At 67.3% G+C, this 18,863-nt stretch carries 18 protein-coding genes; 13 read left to right on the plus strand and 5 right to left on the minus strand.

Annotated features, from left to right (window positions below):
- Nucleotides 1-217: 217 nt before the first annotated feature.
- The gene (locus tag HTS88_RS09795) at nt 218-1,282 is read right to left on the minus strand and encodes a spore photoproduct lyase family protein (RefSeq protein ID WP_174177845.1); all 1,065 of its coding nucleotides are present in this window, start codon (nt 1,280-1,282) and stop codon (nt 218-220) included.
- A 22-nt stretch (nt 1,283-1,304) separates the two neighbouring features.
- Nucleotides 1,305-2,141 carry a phosphotransferase family protein gene (locus tag HTS88_RS09800; protein ID WP_174177847.1) on the minus strand — a complete coding sequence of 279 codons (837 nt, stop codon included), beginning with the start codon at nt 2,139-2,141 and terminating at the stop codon, nt 1,305-1,307.
- Nucleotides 2,142-2,229: 88 nt separating this feature from the next.
- Here HTS88_RS09800 and HTS88_RS09805 point away from each other — a divergent pair, with 88 nt between their 5' ends.
- Entirely contained in the window at nt 2,230-2,604 is a 375-nt protein-coding gene (locus HTS88_RS09805) for a DUF7793 family protein (protein ID WP_174177849.1), read from the plus strand.
- Here the strand turns inward: HTS88_RS09805 and HTS88_RS09810 are convergent.
- Complete coding sequence (locus HTS88_RS09810; protein ID WP_174177851.1) at nt 2,601-3,614, minus strand: LacI family DNA-binding transcriptional regulator; 1,014 nt, start codon at nt 3,612-3,614, stop codon at nt 2,601-2,603. The two genes, HTS88_RS09805 and HTS88_RS09810, sit on opposite strands and share 4 nt — an antisense overlap.
- A 149-nt stretch (nt 3,615-3,763) precedes the next feature.
- On the opposite strand from HTS88_RS09810, the gene HTS88_RS09815 reads away from it, so the two are divergent.
- The 10 genes from HTS88_RS09815 (at nt 3,764) to HTS88_RS09860 (ending at nt 15,875) form a co-directional block, all read left to right on the plus strand.
- Complete coding sequence (locus HTS88_RS09815; RefSeq protein WP_174177853.1) at nt 3,764-4,111, plus strand: L-rhamnose mutarotase; 348 nt, start codon at nt 3,764-3,766, stop codon at nt 4,109-4,111.
- A 66-nt stretch (nt 4,112-4,177) separates the two neighbouring features.
- Nucleotides 4,178-5,344 (plus strand): L-rhamnose isomerase, encoded by a 1,167-nt coding sequence (gene rhaI / locus HTS88_RS09820; RefSeq protein WP_174177855.1) that lies wholly within the window; start codon nt 4,178-4,180, stop codon nt 5,342-5,344.
- A 6-nt stretch (nt 5,345-5,350) separates the two neighbouring features.
- On the plus strand, nt 5,351-7,387 hold the full coding sequence (locus tag HTS88_RS09825) for a bifunctional aldolase/short-chain dehydrogenase (protein ID WP_174177857.1): 2,037 nt from the start codon (nt 5,351-5,353) through the stop codon (nt 7,385-7,387).
- Nucleotides 7,384-8,868 carry a rhamnulokinase gene (locus HTS88_RS09830; protein WP_174177859.1) on the plus strand — a complete coding sequence of 495 codons (1,485 nt, stop codon included), beginning with the start codon at nt 7,384-7,386 and terminating at the stop codon, nt 8,866-8,868. Before HTS88_RS09825 ends, HTS88_RS09830 begins: the two co-directional genes overlap by 4 nt.
- Nucleotides 8,869-8,930: 62 nt before the next feature.
- Entirely contained in the window at nt 8,931-11,504 is a 2,574-nt protein-coding gene (locus HTS88_RS09835) for a glycosyl hydrolase family 95 catalytic domain-containing protein (protein WP_174177861.1), read from the plus strand.
- Between the two features lie 3 nt (nt 11,505-11,507).
- Complete coding sequence (locus HTS88_RS09840) at nt 11,508-12,527, plus strand: acetylxylan esterase (RefSeq protein ID WP_174177863.1); 1,020 nt, start codon at nt 11,508-11,510, stop codon at nt 12,525-12,527.
- Nucleotides 12,528-12,581: 54 nt separating this feature from the next.
- Nucleotides 12,582-13,910 carry a glycoside-pentoside-hexuronide (GPH):cation symporter gene (locus tag HTS88_RS09845; protein ID WP_174177865.1) on the plus strand — a complete coding sequence of 443 codons (1,329 nt, stop codon included), beginning with the start codon at nt 12,582-12,584 and terminating at the stop codon, nt 13,908-13,910.
- Nucleotides 13,911-14,125: 215 nt separating this feature from the next.
- Nucleotides 14,126-15,271 carry a 3-deoxy-7-phosphoheptulonate synthase gene (locus HTS88_RS09850; protein ID WP_246256150.1) on the plus strand — a complete coding sequence of 382 codons (1,146 nt, stop codon included), beginning with the start codon at nt 14,126-14,128 and terminating at the stop codon, nt 15,269-15,271.
- Nucleotides 15,272-15,414: 143 nt separating this feature from the next.
- Entirely contained in the window at nt 15,415-15,627 is a 213-nt protein-coding gene (locus HTS88_RS09855; protein ID WP_174177867.1) for a helix-turn-helix domain-containing protein, read from the plus strand.
- Between the two features lie 149 nt (nt 15,628-15,776).
- On the plus strand, nt 15,777-15,875 hold the full coding sequence (locus HTS88_RS09860; protein ID WP_003792170.1) for a 30S ribosomal protein bS22: 99 nt from the start codon (nt 15,777-15,779) through the stop codon (nt 15,873-15,875).
- 124 nt (nt 15,876-15,999) lie between these two features.
- Here the strand turns inward: HTS88_RS09860 and HTS88_RS09865 are convergent, their stop codons facing one another.
- A complete protein-coding gene (locus HTS88_RS09865) occupies nt 16,000-16,818 on the minus strand; it encodes an HAD family hydrolase (protein ID WP_066278758.1) in 819 nt (272 codons plus the stop codon).
- Nucleotides 16,819-16,917: 99 nt separating this feature from the next.
- Between HTS88_RS09865 and HTS88_RS09870 the strand changes: the two genes are divergently transcribed.
- Nucleotides 16,918-17,172, plus strand: a complete 255-nt coding sequence (locus tag HTS88_RS09870) for a glutaredoxin family protein (protein ID WP_174177869.1) — start codon at nt 16,918-16,920, stop codon at nt 17,170-17,172.
- A gap of 118 nt (nt 17,173-17,290) precedes the next feature.
- The gene (locus tag HTS88_RS09875) at nt 17,291-17,995 is read left to right on the plus strand and encodes a redox-sensing transcriptional repressor Rex (RefSeq protein ID WP_174177871.1); all 705 of its coding nucleotides are present in this window, start codon (nt 17,291-17,293) and stop codon (nt 17,993-17,995) included.
- 62 nt (nt 17,996-18,057) lie between these two features.
- On the opposite strand, the gene HTS88_RS09880 is transcribed toward HTS88_RS09875, so the two are convergent.
- On the minus strand, nt 18,058-18,861 hold the full coding sequence (locus tag HTS88_RS09880; RefSeq protein WP_174177873.1) for a heme-copper oxidase family protein: 804 nt from the start codon (nt 18,859-18,861) through the stop codon (nt 18,058-18,060).
- Nucleotides 18,862-18,863: the final 2 nt, after the last annotated feature.

Consider the following 18,863-nt stretch of genomic DNA (forward strand, 5'->3'; position numbering starts at 1 on the left):
GGAGGGAGGCGCGGTGGAGGCAGGGGCCTGCTGCGCGGGGGAAGCCGGGACCGCTTGCCGGGCGGGCGCCTCGTTGATGCCGGCGGCGGGCGCACAGGCCCCGAGGCAGGTCGCCAGGGCAACGAGCCAGGCAAGGAGACGGGGACGTGCGCCGGTCATGATGGGGTCAGTCTAGCGCGGGGCCTTTGCCGCTGTCCGGTGTGCCCCCCGGGCAGCCTCAGAACGCGTAGCGGACCCGGCAGTACGGTGCGATCTTTTCAATCAGCGCCGTCAGCTGGTTCACGTAGCGCGCCTTGGTCCCCGCGCGGTAGCGGACGTTGGTGAAGCCGTTGGAGGAGACCTTGGACTCCTGGAGGTCCGGGCGCCACAGCACGTCCTCGGCCTGCGGATGCCAGCCGAGGTTGACCTCGTGCAGCCGCTCGTTGTGGGTCAGGAAGATGACTTCCGCCGCGAGCTGGGCCTTTGCGGCGGAGCTGAGGGTGCGGTCCAGCTGGCGCAGCAGCTCCTCCCAATCGCTGAGCCACGTGTCCGTGATGATGACGGGGGAGAAGTTCACATGCACCTCGTAGCCGGCAGCAACGAAGTCGTTGATGGCGGCCATCCGGTCAGCCACGGGGGAGGTCCTGACATCGATGGACTTCGCCAGGGCCGCGGGCATCAGGGAGAACCGGATCCGGGTGTGTCCACCGTGGTCCCAGCCGAGCATCCCCGGGTTGACGAACTTGGTGGCAAAGGACAGCTTCGCAGTGGGCAGGTCGCGGAAGAGCGTGACGAGGTCCTCCACGTTGTCGCTGACCAGGGCATCGACCGAGCAGTCGCTGTTCTCGCCGATGTCGTAGACCCAGAGCTCCGGGTCGCACTGGTTTGGCTCCAGCTTCATGCCCTGGCGCGTCACGTGCCGTTCCAGCGCCGCGGAAATCTGGCCGATATTGGCAAACACGGTTACGGGATTGCTGTACCCCTTGTGTCGGGGCACGTAGCAGTAGGCGCAGGCCATGGCGCAGCCATTGGCGGTTGAGGGTGCGATGAAGTCCGCTGACCGGCCGTTCGGCTTGACCGACAGTGCCTTCTTGACGCCCAGGACCAGTGCCTCCGTCTTGATTCGGGACCAGCGCGGCACGTTGGTTTCTTCACCGTGCAGCTCGGGGATGTTCCAATGGCTGTCAACAAGCACGACGTCGGCGTCCGGCCAGCGTCCGACGATCTCCTTCCCCCGTGGCAGTTCCAGTGCAGCGGGTTGCGCATAGATGCGCCGGATCTGCAGCAGACGGTTGAATTCCATGGCTCCATCCTCGCAGGAGGTCCTAGCCCGCCAGTATCCGCTCCAGCCGCTCCACTCCGGACTGCTCAAAGGCGGCGTCACCGATCTTGTGCGCCCAGACCACGGTTCCCAGGGCCTGGTTCAGGTTTTCGAGATGCCACACGCCGGCTTCGGCGCCCGTGGGTTGCTTCCCCAGCCCGCTGTAGAAGGCCTCCGCCAGGGCGGGCCGCCCAAGGAACTGCTGGTGGGTAAGGCGGACCAGGTCGTGGACCCAGGGGCGGGCATCGGCCCGCCCGAAGTCGATGACTTTGATCGTTTCCCCGTCCACCAGCCAGTTCCTGGGCTGGTAGTCACCGTGGGTGGCCACCAGTTCCACGGGGGCCGTTATGATGCCGGCCAGTTCCTCCGCGGCCCGGGCGCGGAGGCCGGCGGCCAGCAGCCCTTCAGCCGAGCGGATGAGCAGCTGCGTCTGGTAGGCGATCTTCCTTGTGTAGTCGGCCGAGGTCCCGGCTGGGCGGTGCAGCCGTGCCAGGAGCGCTCCGGCCTGGCGGTACGTTTCGGAGCGGTACTCGGCAGCGGATCCCTCCACCGGCGTTCCGGGCAGGAATTCCGTCACCAGGATTCCCGCCTCTACCGAGGCTTGCCTGAGCACGGGGGTTGTGCCGTGGGGGCCGGGCAATCCCGGGGCGAGGGCGGCGATCTCCCGCCGGATATGGTGGCTGGTGGTGCTCGCCTTGACGATGAAGCCCGCGCCGTCGGGCGTGGACACGTGGAGGACGGAGGTGTCCTGCAGGGGCCAGGAGTAGTCCTTGACCACCCTGAACGGGCCAAGCCAGGACCTCAGCAGCCGGTTCTGCTCATAGGTAACTGAAGCGGGCATCCATCAGGCTACGCTGCAGCAGTGCGTGCGGTAAAGCTACGGCATGATAGGAGGGTCATGCGGGTCTGCCCAGGGGAGGGAAGCAGTTTTGGAGCCTTTAGTTGTCGACGGCGGCAAGGGGACGGTGGAGTTGCGTTCCGACGGCGTCATCCACCTGATCTGGGAGCCCAAGGTCCGGATACAGCTCGAGGACGCGCAGGCTGCCATGGCGGCCGTCAACGAGATAGCGGGGGGCCGGACCTATCCCATGCTGGTGGACATGGCCACCACCGAGGACGTCACACGGGCGGCCCGTTCCGTGTTTTCCATCCCCTGCGCCGCGGACCGCATTGCGCTGCTGGGTGCCAGCCCGGTGGACCGGATCATCGCCAACTTCTTCCTGGGCGTGCATATCCCGCCGTGTCCCACCCGGTTCTTCACCTCGCGGACCGAGTCCATGAAGTGGCTGCAGGCCGGTAACTAGTTGGCTTTTGTGCTCTGCCGTACCACCAGTTCCGGTGTGAAGACCACCGACCGGTGCGCCGGATTCCGGGATTCGACCTCTTCGGCGAGCAGCTGGATGGCGGTACGTCCCAATGCCTCCGTGGGCTGCCGGATGGAGGACAGCGGAACCACGGCGGAGACGGCGAAGTCGATGTCGTCATAGCCGATCAGCGCGACGTCCTCCGGAATGCGGAATGTGTGGGTCATGGTCAGGGACTGCATCACGCCCAAAGCCAGGAGGTCGTTGGCACAGAAGATGCCGTCCGGCAGCCCTTCACGGCCCCGCTCCACCAGCGAGTTGCCCACGCTGCGTCCGGCCAGGACGGTCTGCCCCTCGGACTCGAGCACCTCCAGCGTGGCGTCCGCTTCCTCCTTGACTGCACGCCGGGCACCCTGGAGGCGGTCGGCCACCTGCCGGATGGAGGTGGGGCCGCCCACAAAGGCGAGCCGACGGCGGCCGGTGTCCAGCAGGTGCCGCGCTGCCAGGTACCCGCCGGCGTCGTCGTCCACCGCCACGGAACTGAACTTTGCCTCGTCCGCCTGACGGTCCACCAGGACGGTGGGCACGCCGCGTTCGCGGAGGAGGTCCAGCCGCTCGGTTACATCGCCCACGGGGGAGATCAGCAGGCCCTGGACACGCTGTTCCTGGAAGAGGTCGATGTAGTTGGCCTCGCGGGCGGCGTCGTGGCCGCTGTCCCCCAGCAGGACAGCACTGCCGTGGAGTGCGGCGGCGTCCTCGGCCGCGCGCACGACGGCGGTGAAGAACGGGTTGCCCACGTCCAGGACGATGAGCCCGATGGTGCGGCTGTGGCCTGCGCGCAGCTGGCGGGCGGCGTCGTTGCGGACGAAGCCAAGCTCGTCAATGGCCTTCAGCACGCGGTCCTTGGTCCGCTGCGAAACCCTGTCCGGGTAATTCAGCACATTGGACACCGTGCCGACCGCCACGCTGGCATGGTTGGCGACGTCCTTGATACTGGCTGAACGATTCATGATTCTCCGTGCTGCTGCTCTTTGTGGCACGCACTAAGGCCGGGTTGTGGACCGCGGGCCGGAATGCTTGACACCTGCTCAGCTTCAAGAGTACTTTGAATCGTAACAATGAAACGATTCAAAGATTTGCTATTTCAGGAGAACCAAAAATGAGGGTGTGTTTCCGCTCCTCGGTCCAGCCGGCCATGATCGACGAATACCGCAGGCGGCACGCCGCTGTCTGGCCGGACATGCTCCGCGCACTCAAGGACGCCGGCTGGAACAACTACTCCTTGTTCCTCTCCGGGGACGGGCTCCTTGTGGGCTACCTGGAATGCGACGACTTCGACGCGGTCCGGGCCCGCATGGCTCTGACGGACGTCAACGCCCGCTGGCAGGCGGAAATGGCCACGCTTTTTGAAAATTCCGGGCAGGCTCCCGATGAAGGGTTCCAGGTCCTGGAGGAAGTCTTCAACCTTGACAGCCAGCTGGCGGCGGCCGAGTCCACCGCGAACTGACGCACACCGGCTCCAGCAGCGGGCCGCACCACCGACCACAGCATCACGACACCGGAAAGAACCATCATGAATGACGTAGCAACGGCGCTGGGCAGGCTCGAGGAGCTTGCCATCGAGGTCCCTTCGTGGGCCTATGGAAATTCGGGGACGCGGTTCAAGGTGTTCGGCACGCCCGGCACTCCGCGCACCGTGCAGGAGAAGCTTGCGGATGCGGCGAAGGTCCACGAACTGACTGGCCTGGCTCCTACCGTTGCGCTGCACATCCCGTGGGACAAGGTGGACGACTACGCCGCCTTGAAGGAGTACGCGGCAGGTTTGGGTGTGGGCCTGGGCACGATCAACTCCAACACCTTCCAGGACGACGAGTACAAGTTCGGCTCCCTGACCTCGTCCAACGGGGCGGTGCGGCGCCGGGCGATCGACCACCACCTGGACTGCATCGACATCATGCACGCCACGGGGTCCAAGGACCTGAAGATCTGGCTGGCTGACGGCACCAACTACCCGGGCCAGGATGACATCCGCGGCCGCCAGGACCGCCTGGCCGAGTCCCTGCAGGAGATCTACGCGGCGCTGGGCGATGAGCAGCGGCTGGTGCTTGAGTACAAGTTCTTCGAGCCCGCTTTCTACCACACCGATGTTCCGGACTGGGGCACGTCCTATGCCCAGACCCTCGCGCTGGGCGAGAAGGCGTTTGTCTGCCTGGACACCGGCCACCACGCGCCGGGCACCAACATCGAGTTCATCGTGATGCAGCTGCTGCGCCTGGGCAAGCTGGGCTCGTTCGATTTCAACTCCCGCTTCTATGCGGACGATGACCTGATTGTGGGCGCGGCGGATCCGTTCCAGCTGTTCCGCATCATGCATGAGGTGATCCGCGGCGGCGGGTTTGGCAAGGATTCGGGCGTGGCCCTGATGCTGGACCAGTGCCACAACCTGGAGGAGAAGATCCCGGGCCAGATCCGTTCCGTGCTGAACGTCCAGGAAATGACGGCCCGGGCCCTGCTGGTGGATACCGCTGCCCTGGCCGAGGCCCAGCGCTCCGGGGACGTGCTGGCCGCCAACGGTATTTTCAATGATGCGTTCTACACCGACGTCCGGCCGGTCCTGGCCGAGTGGCGTGAATCCCGCGGCCTGCCCGCGGACCCGCTGGCCGCGTTCAAGGCCAGCGGCTACCAGAAGAAGATCAACGAGGACCGCGTGGGCGGCCAGCAAGCCGGATGGGGCGCCTGAAAAGTTATGACGAACAAGACTGTTGAAGACCTGATTTCCCGTTCCAACCGCCTGGGTGCGGACAAGCGGAACACCAACTTTGCCGGCGGCAACACCTCTGCCAAGGGCACGGAGAAGGACCCGGTCACGGGCGAGGACGTCCAGCTGCTGTGGGTCAAGGGCTCCGGCGGGGACCTGGGCACGCTGAAAGCCGAAAACCTGGCCGTGCTGCGCCTGGACCGGCTGAACGCGTTGAAGAACGTCTACCCCGGCGTTGAGCGTGAAGACGAAATGGTGGCCGCGTTCGATTACTGCCTGCATGGCAAGGGCGGCGCCGCCCCGTCGATCGACACCGCCATGCACGGCCTGGTGGATGCGGCGCACGTGGACCACCTGCACCCGGACTCGGGCATCGCCATTGCGACGGCGGTGGACGGCGAGGCGCTGACCACCAAGATCTTCGGCAACAAGGTGGTATGGGTGCCCTGGCGCCGGCCCGGGTTCCAGCTGGGCCTGGACATCGCCGCGATCAAGGACGCCAACCCGCAGGCCATCGGGACCATCCTGGGCGGGCACGGCATCACCGCCTGGGGCGCCACGTCCGACGAGGCCGAGCAGAACTCGCTGTGGATCATCGACCAGGCGGAGAAGTACATCCGGGACAACGGCAAGGCCGAGCCTTTCGGACCGAAGCTGCCCGGCTACGGCGCCCTGCCCGAAGCAGAGCGGCGTGCCAAGGCCGCTGCCCTGGCACCGGTGATCCGCGGCCTGGCCTCCACGGACAAGCCGCAGCTGGGGCACTTCAGCGATGACGCCGTCGTCCTGGACTTCCTGGAAGCCGCCGGGCACCCGCGCCTGGGCGCGCTGGGCACCTCCTGCCCCGACCACTTCCTGCGCACCAAGGTCAAGCCGCTGATCCTGGACCTGCCCGCCGACGCCTCGGTGGAGGACTCGATCGCGCGGCTGCATGAGCTGCACGCGGACTACCGCGAGGACTACCAGGCCTACTACAGCCGCCATGCGGATGCGGACAGCCCGGCGCTGCGCGGCGCGGACCCGGCCATTGTGCTGGTCCCCGGCGTCGGCATGTTCTCGTACGGGGCGAACAAGCAGACCGCCCGGGTTGCCGGTGAGTTCTACATCAACGCCATCAACGTGATGCGCGGCGCCGAAGCCATCTCCACGTATTTTCCGATCGAGGAATCCGAGAAGTTCCGGATCGAGTACTGGGCGCTGGAGGAAGCCAAGCTCGCCCGCATGCCCAAGCCGAAGTCCCACGCCACCCGCATCGCCCTGGTGACCGGTGCGGCGTCGGGCATCGGCAAGGCCATCGCCACGCGCCTCGCCGCGGAAGGCGCGTGCGTGGTCATCGCGGACCTGAACCTGGAGAACGCCGAAAAGGTCGCCGAAGAACTTGGCGGTCCCGACGTTGCCGTCGGCGTCCAGGCGGACGTCACGGACGAGGCCCAGGTTGCGGCAGCGATCGACGCCGCCGTGCTGGCCTTTGGCGGCGTGGACCTGGTGGTCAACAATGCCGGGCTGTCCATCTCCAAGCCGCTGCTGGAAACCACCGAAAAGGACTGGGACCTGCAGCACAACGTCATGGCAAAGGGCTCGTTCCTGGTGGCCAAGGCCGCGGCCAAGGTGATGATCGCGCAGGGCCTGGGCGGGGACATCATCTACATCTCTTCCAAGAACTCCGTGTTCGCCGGCCCGAACAACATCGCCTACTCCGCCACCAAGGCGGACCAGGCCCACCAGGTCCGGCTGCTCGCCGCTGAACTGGGCGAGCACGGCATCCGCGTCAACGGCATCAACCCCGACGGCGTGGTCCGCGGCTCCGGCATCTTCGCCGGCGGCTGGGGCGCCAAGCGCGCCGCCGTGTACGGCGTGGACGAGGAAAAACTGGGTGAGTACTACGCCCAGCGCACCCTGCTCAAGCGCGAAGTCCTGCCCGAGCACGTGGCCAACGCCGCCGCCGTGCTCACCGGCAACGAACTGTCCCACACCACCGGCCTGCACATCCCCGTGGACGCCGGAGTGGCCGCAGCCTTCCTGCGATGAGCGGGCAGGTTCAGGGCGCCGACGGCGCGCGTTCCGCCCCCGGCGTGTTCGCCGCGGTCGACATTGGCGCCTCCTCAGGCCGCGTGATCCTCGGACGCGTCAGCTCGGGCGAGAGCGTGGAGCTGGAAGTGGTCCACCGCTTCCCCAACGGCGTGGTGGAGATCGACGGCGGCCTCCGCTGGGACTTCGACGCCCTCTTCGCCGAGGTGCTCACGGGCCTGGCGGCGGCGGCCACCGTGGCCGCCGCGCAGGGGGAACAGGTGGCCAGCATCGGCATCGACACCTGGGCGGTGGACTACGGTTTGGTCAACAAATCCGGGGAGCTGGTTGCCCAGCCCTTCAGCTACCGCGATGACCGCAGCCGCACCGCCGTCGAACCCGTGCACCGGAAACTGGACCCCGCGCGCCTCTACGGGACCACGGGGCTGCAGTTCCTGCAGTTCAACACCATCTACCAGCTCGCCAGCGAGAAGAACATGGACGGGGTGCAGGCACTCCTGATCCCGGACCTGATCGCGTTCCTGCTCACCGGCGTCCGGCGGACGGAGGCCACGAACGCCTCCACCACGGGCCTGTTCGACGCCGTGGCGGGGGAGTGGGCCACCGAGTTCCTCACCGCCCTGGGCCTGCGGAAGGATCTGTTCCCGCCGCTGGTCCAGCCCGGCGAGGCCGTGGGCACCCTCCTGCCGGGCATCGCCGCGCAGGTGGGCCTGCCGCAGGACACCCGGGTGGTGGCCGTGGGCTCGCACGACACCGCCTCGGCGGTGGCGGCCGTCCCGGCGGAAGCGGACAACGGCGGGGAGCACTTCGCGTACATCTCCTCCGGCACTTGGTCGCTCGTGGGGCTGGAACTGAAGCACCCGGTCCTCACCGAGGCCAGCCGCGAAGCGAACTTCACCAATGAACGCGGCGTGGACGGCACCATCCGCTACCTCCGCAACATGGGCGGGCTCTGGCTCCTCAGCGAATGCCAGCGGACCTGGGCGCAGGAGGGGTTCCGGCCGGAACTGACGGCGCTGCTCACCGCGGCGGCCGCGCTGCCGCCGGGAGGGCCGCAGGTCAACCCGGACGATCCCTACTTCATCGCCCCGGACAACATGCCCGGGCGTATCCGGGCCGCCGTCCGGCGCACCGGAGAGGTACTGCCGGACGATCCCGCCGCCATCACCCGCTGCATCATGGACAGCCTGGCCGCCGGCTACGCCCGCACCCTCCGGGACGCCGAACGCCTGGCCGGCCGGACCGTGGACGTGGTGCACATAGTGGGCGGCGGCTCCCAGAACAGGCTGCTCTGCCAACTCACGGCGGACGTCACCGGGAAGAAAGTGGTGGCCGGGCCCGTGGAAGCAACGGCGCTGGGCAACGTCCTGGTGCAGGCGCGCGCCGCGGGGGCAGTCTCCGGGGAGCTGGCCGACCTCCGTGCCCTGGTGGTGCACAGCCACCACCTGCAGGTGTTCGTTCCGGAACTCTCGCGGCTGTAGCTGCTGTTCACCGTGTGGCCTGACCTTCCCTTGTTCCCCGGCCGGCCCTAGGATCTGAACCCATGCCCCCAGAACACGTCCTTGCCTACGATGCGCCTGCTGCCCGGTGGCTGGAGGCCCTTCCCCTGGGAAACGGCCGGCTGGGCGCCATGGTGTTCGGCGGCAGCCAGGCGGGCGCGGAGGTGGAACACCGGTTCCAGCTCAACGACTCGTCCGCCTGGTCCGGGTCACCGCGCAGCCAGGACCGGGAGCCCGTCTTCAGCCGGGAGGAGGCGGACCGGATCCTCAACGAAAGCCGCCGCCTGATCGGTTCCGGCGACTTCGCCGGCGCCACGGTAACCCTGAAAGGCCTGCAGCACCGGCACTCCCAGGCGTACCTCCCGTTCGCCGACCTCTACCTCACCGCGGCAGCCACCGCAGCAAACCCGGCAGCAGGGGAAAAGGGAGGCGGCGGCGCTCCCGCACAGCCGTCGTCGGACTATCACCGCGGCCTGGACCTTTCCCGCGCCCTCAATACCAACACGTACCGCCTGGACGGCCACGCCGTCCGGGTGGAAGCGTTCATCAGCCACGATCCGTCAGTGCTGGTGGTCTCGCTGCGGACCGACGCGCCGCAGGGCCTCGACCTTGCGTTGCGACTGGATTCCCCGCTGCGTATCCTCCGCCGCTCCGGCGGGGACGGGAGGCTGTCCCTCGAACTGAAAATGCCCTCCGACGCAGCCCCGGCGCACGACGGCGGCGTGGTGGAGTACTCGGAGGACGATTCCCTCAGCATGCAGGGGGCAGTGGCGGCCACCTGGGAGCATGACGGCCGACCCGTGCAGGGACCAGCCGGCCCCGCCAGGCAGGCATCAGCGCACGACGACGGCCTGGCCGCCACCGGCGTCCGGCGCGCCGACATCTACCTCGCCACCGACACCACCTTCGCGGGGCTGGCCCGCCAGCCGCGGGGCACCGCCTCCACTGCCGCGGCCGCCGCCCGTACCGTGGTGGACCAGGCCCGGGCCTCCGGACGGGAAGTCCTGCTTGGCCGGCACGGGGAGAGCCACTCCAGGCTCTACGGGGCCGCGCGGGTGGAATTCGATGTTCCGGTGCGGGAAAGCGAAGATACGGGCCGGCGGCTGCTGGCGGCCAACGCCCACCCTGGCGGCCCGCTGGCGGCCGATCCCGGCCTGGCGGCGCTGCTCTTCAACTACGGGCGGTACCTGCTGATCTCCAGCTCGCGGTCCGCCCCTGCGGGGTCCCGGCAGGGGACGGCCTGGCGCGGAGTGCCGGCCAACCTCCAGGGCATCTGGAACGCCGAACTGCCGGCCCCCTGGAGCTCCAACTACACCACCAACATCAACCTGCAGATGAACTACTGGGGCGCCGAACCCACCGGCCTGGCCGAGTGCGCGGAACCGCTCTTTGCCCTCATCGAGGCGATGCAGGGGACCGGGTCCGCGGTGGCCCGGGAGTATTACGGCGCCCGCGGCTGGGCCGTGCACCACAACTCGGATCTGTGGGCCTACGCAAAACCGGTGGGGCACGGGGCGCATTCGCCGGAGTGGGCGTACTGGCCCATGGCAGGCACCTGGCTGGTGCGGCACCTGTGGGAGCATCTGCAGTTTGGCAGCACGGACAGTTCCGCGGACGCGGACACTTTCGCCCCGGACAGCTTTGCCCGGGACACAGCCTGGCCGGCCATCCGCGGTGCCGCTGAATTCGCCCTGGACCTGCTGGTTAATTTCCCGGACGGCTCGCTGGGAACCAGCCCGTCCACGTCCCCGGAGAACACGTTTGCGGCGGCAGACCCGTCCACCGGCACCCGGGTGCAGGGATCCGCCGCCCAATCCGCCACCATGGACCTGACCCTCATCGGCGATGTTTTCCGGATGCTGGACACCCTGGCCCGCCGCCTTGGCCTGGAAGATGACCCCGTGGCCTCCGCCGCACGCAGTGCCCTGCCCCGGCTTCCCGCACCGGCACCGGGACGCGGCGGAAAGCTCCGGGAGTGGCTTGACGATCCGGAGGAATGGGAACCCGGGCACCGGCACGTCAGCCACCTCTACCTCGCCTATCCCGGGGACACGCCGCTCACCCCCGGGCTCGAAGCGGCGGTTCGGGCCAGCCTGGACGGCCGGGGCGACGAAGCCACCGGCTGGTCGCTGGCTTGGAAGATCCTGCTGCGCGCACGGCTCCGCCAGGCCGGAAAAGTCAGCGACCTCCTGCGGCTCTACTTCCGGGACATGCAGACGCCCCGCGGAGGCCAAAGCGGAGGCCTGTATCCCAACCTATTCGGCGCCCACCCGCCGTTCCAGATCGACGGCAACCTCGGGTACGTGGCCGCCCTGGCCGAGTGCCTGGTCCAGAGCCACCGGACCGTGGGCGGGCTCCACGAAATAGAGCTGCTCCCCGCCCTCCCCTCCGAGCTGCCCGCCGGCCGCGCCCGGCGGCTCCGTGCCCGGCCCGGGGTGGACGTGGACCTGGACTGGCAGGACGGGCGGCTGGTGCAGGCAACCCTGGCCGCGCAGAAGCCGGTCAAGGTGCTGGTCCGGTATGGACCGGGCACCAGGGAAGCGCACCTTGAGCCAGGAATACCCGCAGTTCTCACCTACAGCGCCCCTCGCAGCGCCCCTACCGACAGGATTGGATGACCCATGCCGCTCTTCGACCTTCCCCTTGCGCAGCTCCGCGCCTACTCCTCGGACGTGACGCCCCCGGAGGACCTGGGCCACTTCTGGGACGCCACCATCAGGGAAGCCCGGGCCTTCCCGCTGGACGCCAGTTTTGAGCCGGTGGAAAACTACCTTTCCGTCATCGACACCTTCGACGTCACCTTCGCGGGCTACGGCGGCGCTCCGGTCCGGGGCTGGCTCCACCTCCCGGCGCACAGGGAACCCGGGGCGTCACTGCCGGTGGTGGTCCAGTACGTTGGCTACTCCGGCGGCCGCGGCCTGGTCAACCAGGACACCCGCTGGGCCCAGGCCGGCTACGCGCACTTCATCATGGACACCCGCGGCCAGGGCTACGGCGGCACGCTGGGCGACACGCCGGACCCGCACCCCTCCGCCGGGGACGTCGCCCACGCCGGACTCATGACCCGGGGCATCGGAAACCGCGAGGACTACTACTACCGCCGTGTGTACGTGGACGCCTTCCGGGCCGTGGAAGCCGCCCAGTCCCACCCCGCCGTCGACCCCTCCAGGGTGGTGCTGGCCGGCGTCAGCCAGGGCGGCGGCATTGTGGTGGCCACCGCGGGCCTGGCCGCCGGAAGGCTCGACGGCGTCATCGCCGCGCTGCCCGATGTCCCGTTCCTGCAGGACTTCCCCCGGGCCATCGACATCACACCCCGCGGCCCGTACCCCGAGATCGCCCAGTTCCTGGCCCGGCACCGGGACCGGTACGACTCCGCGCTCGCCGTCCTGCGCTATTTCGACGGCGTCAACCTGGCCCGGTGGGCAACAGCCCCTGCGCTGTATTCAGCCGCCCAGATGGACGACATCTGCCCGCCGTCCACGGTCTTCGCAAGTTTCAACGCCTATGGCTCCGGAACGGCAGGCTCCTCCGGAACCGGCGCCGGGAAGGAGATTGAGGTGTACCGGTTCAACAACCACGAGGGCGGCCAGGAACACCACTGGATCCGCCAGCTGCTGTTTCTGCGCAAGATTTTGGGGTAAGTTGCTTCTGCCGGTGTGAGAAAACGGTTTCTCTACCCGTTGGAACAGGAAGCAATGAAGAAACTCAGCAGGCTCAGCGTCTTTGCCTACGGCGCCGGTGACGCCGCCAACAGCATGATCATCAGCACCGGGAACATGTTCCTGCTCGTCTACTACACGGACGTTGCCGGGATCGGGGCAGCCGCCGCCGGAACCCTGCTGCTTCTCCTGCGGGTATTCAACGCCTTCACGGACATCGCCGCCGGGCGCATCGTGGACCGCGTCCACAGCCGGCGCTGGGGGAAGTTCCGGCCCTTCCTGATGTTCGGTTTCATCCCGCTCCTGTTGAGCGTGGCGGTGTTCCATGTTCCGGACGTCGAACCGTCCCTGAAGCTGCTCTACGCCTACTGCACGTACGGCCTGGTGTGTGTCGCCTACAGCATGGTCAATGTTCCCTACGGCTGCCTGGTGGGGGCCATGACGCAGGACGCCCGGCAGCGCGCCCGGCTGGGCGGCGCCCGGACCCTCGGCGGGCTGTCCGTTGGCGCCACGCTCGGCTTCTTCATTGCCCCGCTCCTGGGGGCCGGGCAGGACATGCAGCAGGTCTTCACCTGGCTGACCATCACCTTCGCGGTTGTGGGCTCGGCCCTGTACGCCTTCACCGGTGCCGCCTGCGCCGAGCAGGTTCCCGGCAGCGTCCCCAGGATCACCCTCAGCCAGAGCATGGCGGCCCTTAAGGCAAATTCGCCGCTGGTGGTCCTCTGCGTCAGCTCGGTGCTTTTTGTCACCGGAACATCCGCCACGGGAGCATCCCAGTTCTACTACCTCCGCGATGTCCTGTCCCGGGTGGACCTGTTTCCCCTCATGGCCGCCGCGCAGGTGGCCATCACGCTCACGTTGGCGGTCCTCATTCCGCGTCCGGTGGCACGCTGGGGCAAACGTGCCGTCTACAGCGCCGGCGCCGGCCTCGGTGCCGTTGGGGGCCTGCTGGTTTTCCTGGCACCCGTGGAGGCGCCCCTGCTGGGCGTGGCTGGCCTGGTGCTGGGGCTGCTTGCCTCCGCGTCGGTCAGCATTGTCACGTGGGCGCTGATCGCGGACACCGTGGAATACGGCGAGTGGAAGACCGGAGTCCGGGTGCAGGGCATCAACTACGCCCTCCTGGCCGCCACCAGGAAGCTGGGCATGGGCTTTGGGGCCGGCGTTGTGGCCTTTTCCCTGGCCTGGGGCGGCTACGCCTCGGGCGTGGCAGAACAGCCGCAATCCGCAACACTGGCCATCCGGGCCGCGGCGGGACTGCTGCCCGGAGTCCTGGTCCTGGCGGCCGTGGGCATCATGTACTGGTACCGCCTCACGGACCGGAAGCACGCCGAGCTGGTGGCAAGCCTGTCGCGTGATGCAACGTAACCGTTTTGCCATCCGCGGAAGCTGTGGTTATGGTTCATGGCATGACTAACCGTTGGTATGCGTATTTTTCGTTGGCTCTGGAGGGGCCCGCGTCTAACTGACACGCAACCAACTTTCCTTCAGAGCCAGAAGGGCAGAGATGATTCTCTGCCCTTCGCCGTTTCTCCGGCGGGTTCTGATCCGGGCCCGCTTCCCATCTGGAACAGGACCCGAACATGAGCACCGCAACAGCCCCCGCAAACACAACCGCCGGCATTTCCGCAACGGAATCCGCGGCCAGGTCCACGTCGAACCTGCGCGTCAGCGAATTCACGGCGCTGCCCACCCCGCAGGAACTCATCGCGGAACTGCCGCTGGACGCCCGGGTGGCGGACGTCGTCGAACGCGGCCGCGATGAAGTCCGGGCCATCATGGACGGCGTGGACGACCGCCTGCTGGTGATCGTTGGGCCCTGCTCCATCCACGACCCCAAGGCGGGCCTTGAGTACGCACGCCGGCTGGTGAGCCAGGCCGAGAAGCACAGGGAAGACCTGCTGATCGTGATGCGCACCTACTTCGAAAAGCCCCGCACCACCGTGGGCTGGAAGGGCCTCATCAACGATCCCCGCCTGGACGGCAGCCACGACATGGTGACCGGCCTCCGCGCCGCCCGGCACTTCCTGCAGCAGGTCACCGCCCTGGGCCTCCCCACGGCAACGGAGTTCCTCGAACCCATCAGCCCGCAGTACATGGCGGACCTGATCTCCTGGGGCGCCATCGGGGCGCGCACCACCGAAAGCCAGATCCACCGGCAGCTCGCGTCCGGGCTGTCCATGCCCATCGGCTTCAAGAACGGGACCGACGGCGACCTCCAGGTGGCCATCGACGCCTGCGGTGCGGCGGCCGCGGCCCAGGCGTTCCTGGGCATTGACGGTGACGGCCGGGCGGCGCTGGTGTCCACTGCCGGGAACCCGGACACCCATGTCATCCTCCGCGGCGGACGCAAGGGACCCAACTACTCCGCCGCCGACGTCGGGGCGGCGTCAGCCAAGCTGGCAGGCAAGCAGCTGAACCCGCGGCTCATTGTGGATGCCAGCCATGCCAACAGCGGCAAGAGCCACCACCGGCAGGCCGAGGTGGCGCTGGAGATCGGCGCGCAGCTCGAGGACGGCGGCACGTCGGCCCAGGCGATTGCCGGCGTCATGCTGGAAAGCTTCCTGGTGGGCGGCGCGCAGAACCTGGATGTTGCCGAGCACGCGGCCGGACGCGCTGAGCTCGTGTACGGGCAGAGCGTCACCGATGCCTGCATGGAATGGGACGTTTCGGTCTCCGTCCTGGACCAGCTGGCCGCGTCCGCGCGTAAGCGCCGGGAGGCGAAATAGGGGGATTTACTACTTTCACTTCTGCCACACGAACATCTAGAGTATCTAGATAGGTGGTTGGTGGATGGCTCAGCATCGGAACACCGCATTGGCACGTACCTGGGGTCACTGTTGTCCATCCGTCAGCAAAGGAAAATAGGGAAATGTCGGCAGAACAGAACTTCTCCAACGCGAAGTTCCTGACCGTGGCTGAAGTAGCCCAGGTCATGCGCGTCTCCAAAATGACCGTGTACCGGCTGGTGCACTCCGGCGAAATGCCGGCAGTGCGCTTCGGCCGCTCCTACCGGGTTCCGGAACAGGCCGTTGAGCAGTACCTCAAAGGTGCTGTGGTGGACGGCCACTCCGAGACAGCCTGAGCAGCTGTCCGTAGCCGCCTTCCGGAAGCGGTACCCTGTTAAGGAACGTTTTACGTCATTGTAAGAATCTGTCAGTTGTTCAGTTCGTAGCTCTGTCCACGAACAATTTCCATCAGACAGGTACTGCATCTAGTTTGTAAGGAACTTACGTGGGTTCAGTTATTAAGAAGCGTCGCAAGCGTATGGCCAAGAAGAAGCACCGCAAGCTGCTTCGCAAGACCCGTCACCAGCGCCGCAACAAGAAGTAGAGATACTTCGAACAGCGCAGGAAATGCCCGTCGCCTTCCGAGGCGGCGGGCATTTTCTTGTGCTGTCCCCAACCAGGTAGCAGCACATGTCGTTAACAAGGCTCATAAGGACATCTGCTGCGACCTAGATGCGCGGGCCCCGGATGCGGGCAAATCCCTTCCAGAGCCCGTAGACGGCGCCGCCGGCCGTCGCGGCTTTGAGGCCGAACGTGGCCGCGCGCCGGCCTGACCGGAAATCGTAGACCGGCCAGTTGTTGTCGCGGGCGTGCCGGCGCAGGCGGGCATCCGGGTTGATGGCCACCGGATGGCCCACAAGGGTCAGCAGCGGAATGTCGTTATAGGAGTCGCTGTACGCCCAGCAGCGCTTGAGGTCCAGCTCCTCGGCGTCCGCAATGGCCTGGACGGCCACAGCCTTGGCCGAGCCGTGCAGGATGTCACCCACCAGGCGGCCGGTGTACATGCCCTCGGAAATTTCCCCCACCGTCCCCAGCGCCCCGGTCAGTCCCAGCCGGGTAGAGATCACCGTGGCCACTTCGATGGGGGTGGCGGTCACCAGCCACACCCGGCGGCCCACGCGCAGGTGCTGCTCCGCCAGCGCTTTGGCGCCCGGCCAGATGCGGGAGGCGATCATCTCGTCGTAGACCTCTTCGCCGAGCGCCTTGATGTCATCAACCGTGATGCCGGCCGCCAGCGTCAGTGCGGAGTCGCGGACGGCGTGGACATCGTCCATGTTTTCGCCGCGGGCCACGAACTTGAACTGCTTCCACGCGAACCCGGCCGCCTGGGCCATGGTGAACGCCCCGCGCTGGTGCATCTTGCGGGCAACGTGGAAGAGGCTGGCACCGCGCATCAGGGTGTTGTCCACATCGAAGAACGCCGCCTCGCCCGGTTGCGGCGCAGCAACCGGTTTGGTGACTACGGCGACGTACTTCTCCTCGGGCATGCAGTCGAGTCTAGTCAATCCGCTGTTCAATCCCCGTTTAGCCTTGTTCCCCCTTGCCCGGCGTCGCCGGACCCCGGGGAACGGGTCTACGGTTAACGCATGGCCTCACCCCGCGTTGTCCTGATCACCAAGGCAGACTGCCACCTCTGCGAAGACGCGCGCGACGCCGTCAGCAGGGTTACAGCTTCGTTGGGACTTGGGTGGAGCGAGGAGTTGGTGGACAACCAGCCGGAACTCCGTGAGCGCTACGCGGAAGAAATCCCGGTGGTGCTGGTGGATGGCGTGCAGCGCGATTTTTGGAAAATCGACGAAGCCCGGCTGGCACGCGTGCTCCAGCGGGCCCTGGCACAGTAGGGGAGCAGTACCGTGGTGGAGAGGTCTTCAGTGTCCCCTGCATCGGCGGCACCTGCTTTGATGGCATTGCCGGTTGGGCCCTAGAGTGGAGTCACAACGCGATGCGAGGGAGGGGCTGGTGGCTTCGCTGGATTCAACCCCCCAGGCTGTCCCGGACCTGCCGGGAGCTGCGGGCACGGCAGCCAAACAGATTCCGCCCGCTGCAGTGGCCCGGCTGACCCTCTACCTGCGTGCCCTTAATACCCTCCTGGCCGAAGGCGTGGAGCGGGTCTCCTCCGAATCCCTTGCCGAGGCTTCCGGCGTCAGCTCCGCTACGCTCCGCAAGGACCTCTCCCACGTGGGCTCCTACGGCACCCGCGGTGTGGGCTACGAGGTCCAGTACCTCAGCCGGCACATCGCCGCTGCCCTGGGACTCACCCACGACTGGAAAGTTGCCATCGTCGGTGCCGGCAACCTGGGCAAGGCCCTTGCACGGTACGGCGGCTTCGAATCCCGGGGTTTCGACGTCGTGGCCATCTTTGACGCGGACCAGATGGTGGTGGGCAACGAGGTCGGCTGGCTGCGCGTCAGCGACGTGGCGGACCTGGAAACCGTGCTGCACCGCACCGGGGCCAACATGGTGGTCCTTGCGTTGCCCGCTTCCGTGGCCCAGGGCATCTGCGACCGCGTGGTGGCGGCCGGGGTCCGCAGCGTCCTGAGTTTCGCCCCCATCATGCTCCAGGTGCCGGAGGGCGTTAACCTCCGCAAGGTGGACATGGCAACCGAGCTGCAAATCCTGGCCTATCACGCACAACGGGCGCAGGCCCCGGGGCAGACCGCCTAGTTTCCGTCAGCGGTGCTTGCTGGTTCCGGGACCCACGCCCGAAGGGTGGGTGGTGCGTGGAGTTACCGGCCGTACGGGTTCCCCATATTGCCGCCGTACGGGTTGGCGAACGGCTGCTGGCGCCGGAAGTACGGAGCCGAGGCCGGCAGGTAGAGCAGCACGATGGCCGCGATCCCCAGCAGGGTGCCGAGGGTTGCGAAGCTGGGCGGGCCGAAGAGGCCGAAGATGGACAGTGCCGCGAAGACGGTGCCCAGGATCCGCGCCCAGTTCTTGCCCTTACGGACGAAGAACGCCACCAGCAGGTACAGGGCGAGGCCGATGATGGCGAACACCACCAGGGTTCCGGCGATGACGCCCTTCATATCCTCGTAGGTGACTCCGGCGCCGCTGCCCTCGATCTGGGTTTCGAAGGCGTCGCGGAACATGGGATCATCCAGCGTGGTCAGGCCGGTCAGCATCGAAATCACAAAGATCGCGGCGGAGGCAATCAGCAGCCAGAAGGAGATGTTGACCATCTGGGGAACACCCGTGCTGCCGGACGGCTGGGGCTGCTCCGACGGATACTGCGCATACGGGGACTGTCCGTACGGCTGCTGGCCGTAGCCGGGGGCTGCCGGCGGGTTCTGGCCGTACTGCGGGGCGTTCTGCCCGTACTGGGGTGCGCCCGACTGGCCGTACTGGGGCGGGTTCTGGCCGTACTGCGGGGCGTTCTGTCCATACTGCGGTGTTCCGGACTGCTGGCCGTACTGGGGCTGGTTTTGGCCATACTGGGGTGCATTCTGGCCGTAGCGCGGACCCTGGCTGCCGGACTCGGAGCCGGGCTCGGGTTCGTTCGGAACGGGAGGCGGGACGGGGGGAGTGCTCATGG

The organism is Pseudarthrobacter oxydans (assembly GCF_013314975.1).
Taxonomy (GTDB): domain Bacteria; phylum Actinomycetota; class Actinomycetes; order Actinomycetales; family Micrococcaceae; genus Arthrobacter; species Arthrobacter oxydans.

Excerpts from the sequence above, each read along its gene's own strand:
- HTS88_RS09795 (WP_174177845.1), bottom strand. The coding sequence starts at position 1,282 with ATGGAATTCAACCGTCTGCTGCAGATCCGGCGCATCTATGCGCAACCC.
- HTS88_RS09800 (WP_174177847.1), bottom strand. The coding sequence starts at position 2,141 with ATGCCCGCTTCAGTTACCTATGAGCAGAACCGGCTGCTGAGGTCCTGG.
- HTS88_RS09810 (WP_174177851.1), bottom strand. The coding sequence starts at position 3,614 with ATGAATCGTTCAGCCAGTATCAAGGACGTCGCCAACCATGCCAGCGTG.
- HTS88_RS09815 (WP_174177853.1), top strand. The coding sequence starts at position 3,764 with ATGAGGGTGTGTTTCCGCTCCTCGGTCCAGCCGGCCATGATCGACGAA.
- rhaI (WP_174177855.1), top strand. The coding sequence starts at position 4,178 with ATGAATGACGTAGCAACGGCGCTGGGCAGGCTCGAGGAGCTTGCCATC.
- HTS88_RS09825 (WP_174177857.1), top strand. The coding sequence starts at position 5,351 with ATGACGAACAAGACTGTTGAAGACCTGATTTCCCGTTCCAACCGCCTG.
- HTS88_RS09830 (WP_174177859.1), top strand. The coding sequence starts at position 7,384 with ATGAGCGGGCAGGTTCAGGGCGCCGACGGCGCGCGTTCCGCCCCCGGC.
- HTS88_RS09835 (WP_174177861.1), top strand. The coding sequence starts at position 8,931 with ATGCCCCCAGAACACGTCCTTGCCTACGATGCGCCTGCTGCCCGGTGG.
- HTS88_RS09840 (WP_174177863.1), top strand. The coding sequence starts at position 11,508 with ATGCCGCTCTTCGACCTTCCCCTTGCGCAGCTCCGCGCCTACTCCTCG.
- HTS88_RS09845 (WP_174177865.1), top strand. The coding sequence starts at position 12,582 with ATGAAGAAACTCAGCAGGCTCAGCGTCTTTGCCTACGGCGCCGGTGAC.
- HTS88_RS09850 (WP_246256150.1), top strand. The coding sequence starts at position 14,126 with ATGAGCACCGCAACAGCCCCCGCAAACACAACCGCCGGCATTTCCGCA.
- HTS88_RS09855 (WP_174177867.1), top strand. The coding sequence starts at position 15,415 with ATGTCGGCAGAACAGAACTTCTCCAACGCGAAGTTCCTGACCGTGGCT.
- HTS88_RS09865 (WP_066278758.1), bottom strand. The coding sequence starts at position 16,818 with ATGCCCGAGGAGAAGTACGTCGCCGTAGTCACCAAACCGGTTGCTGCG.
- HTS88_RS09870 (WP_174177869.1), top strand. The coding sequence starts at position 16,918 with ATGGCCTCACCCCGCGTTGTCCTGATCACCAAGGCAGACTGCCACCTC.
- HTS88_RS09880 (WP_174177873.1), bottom strand. The coding sequence starts at position 18,861 with ATGAGCACTCCCCCCGTCCCGCCTCCCGTTCCGAACGAACCCGAGCCC.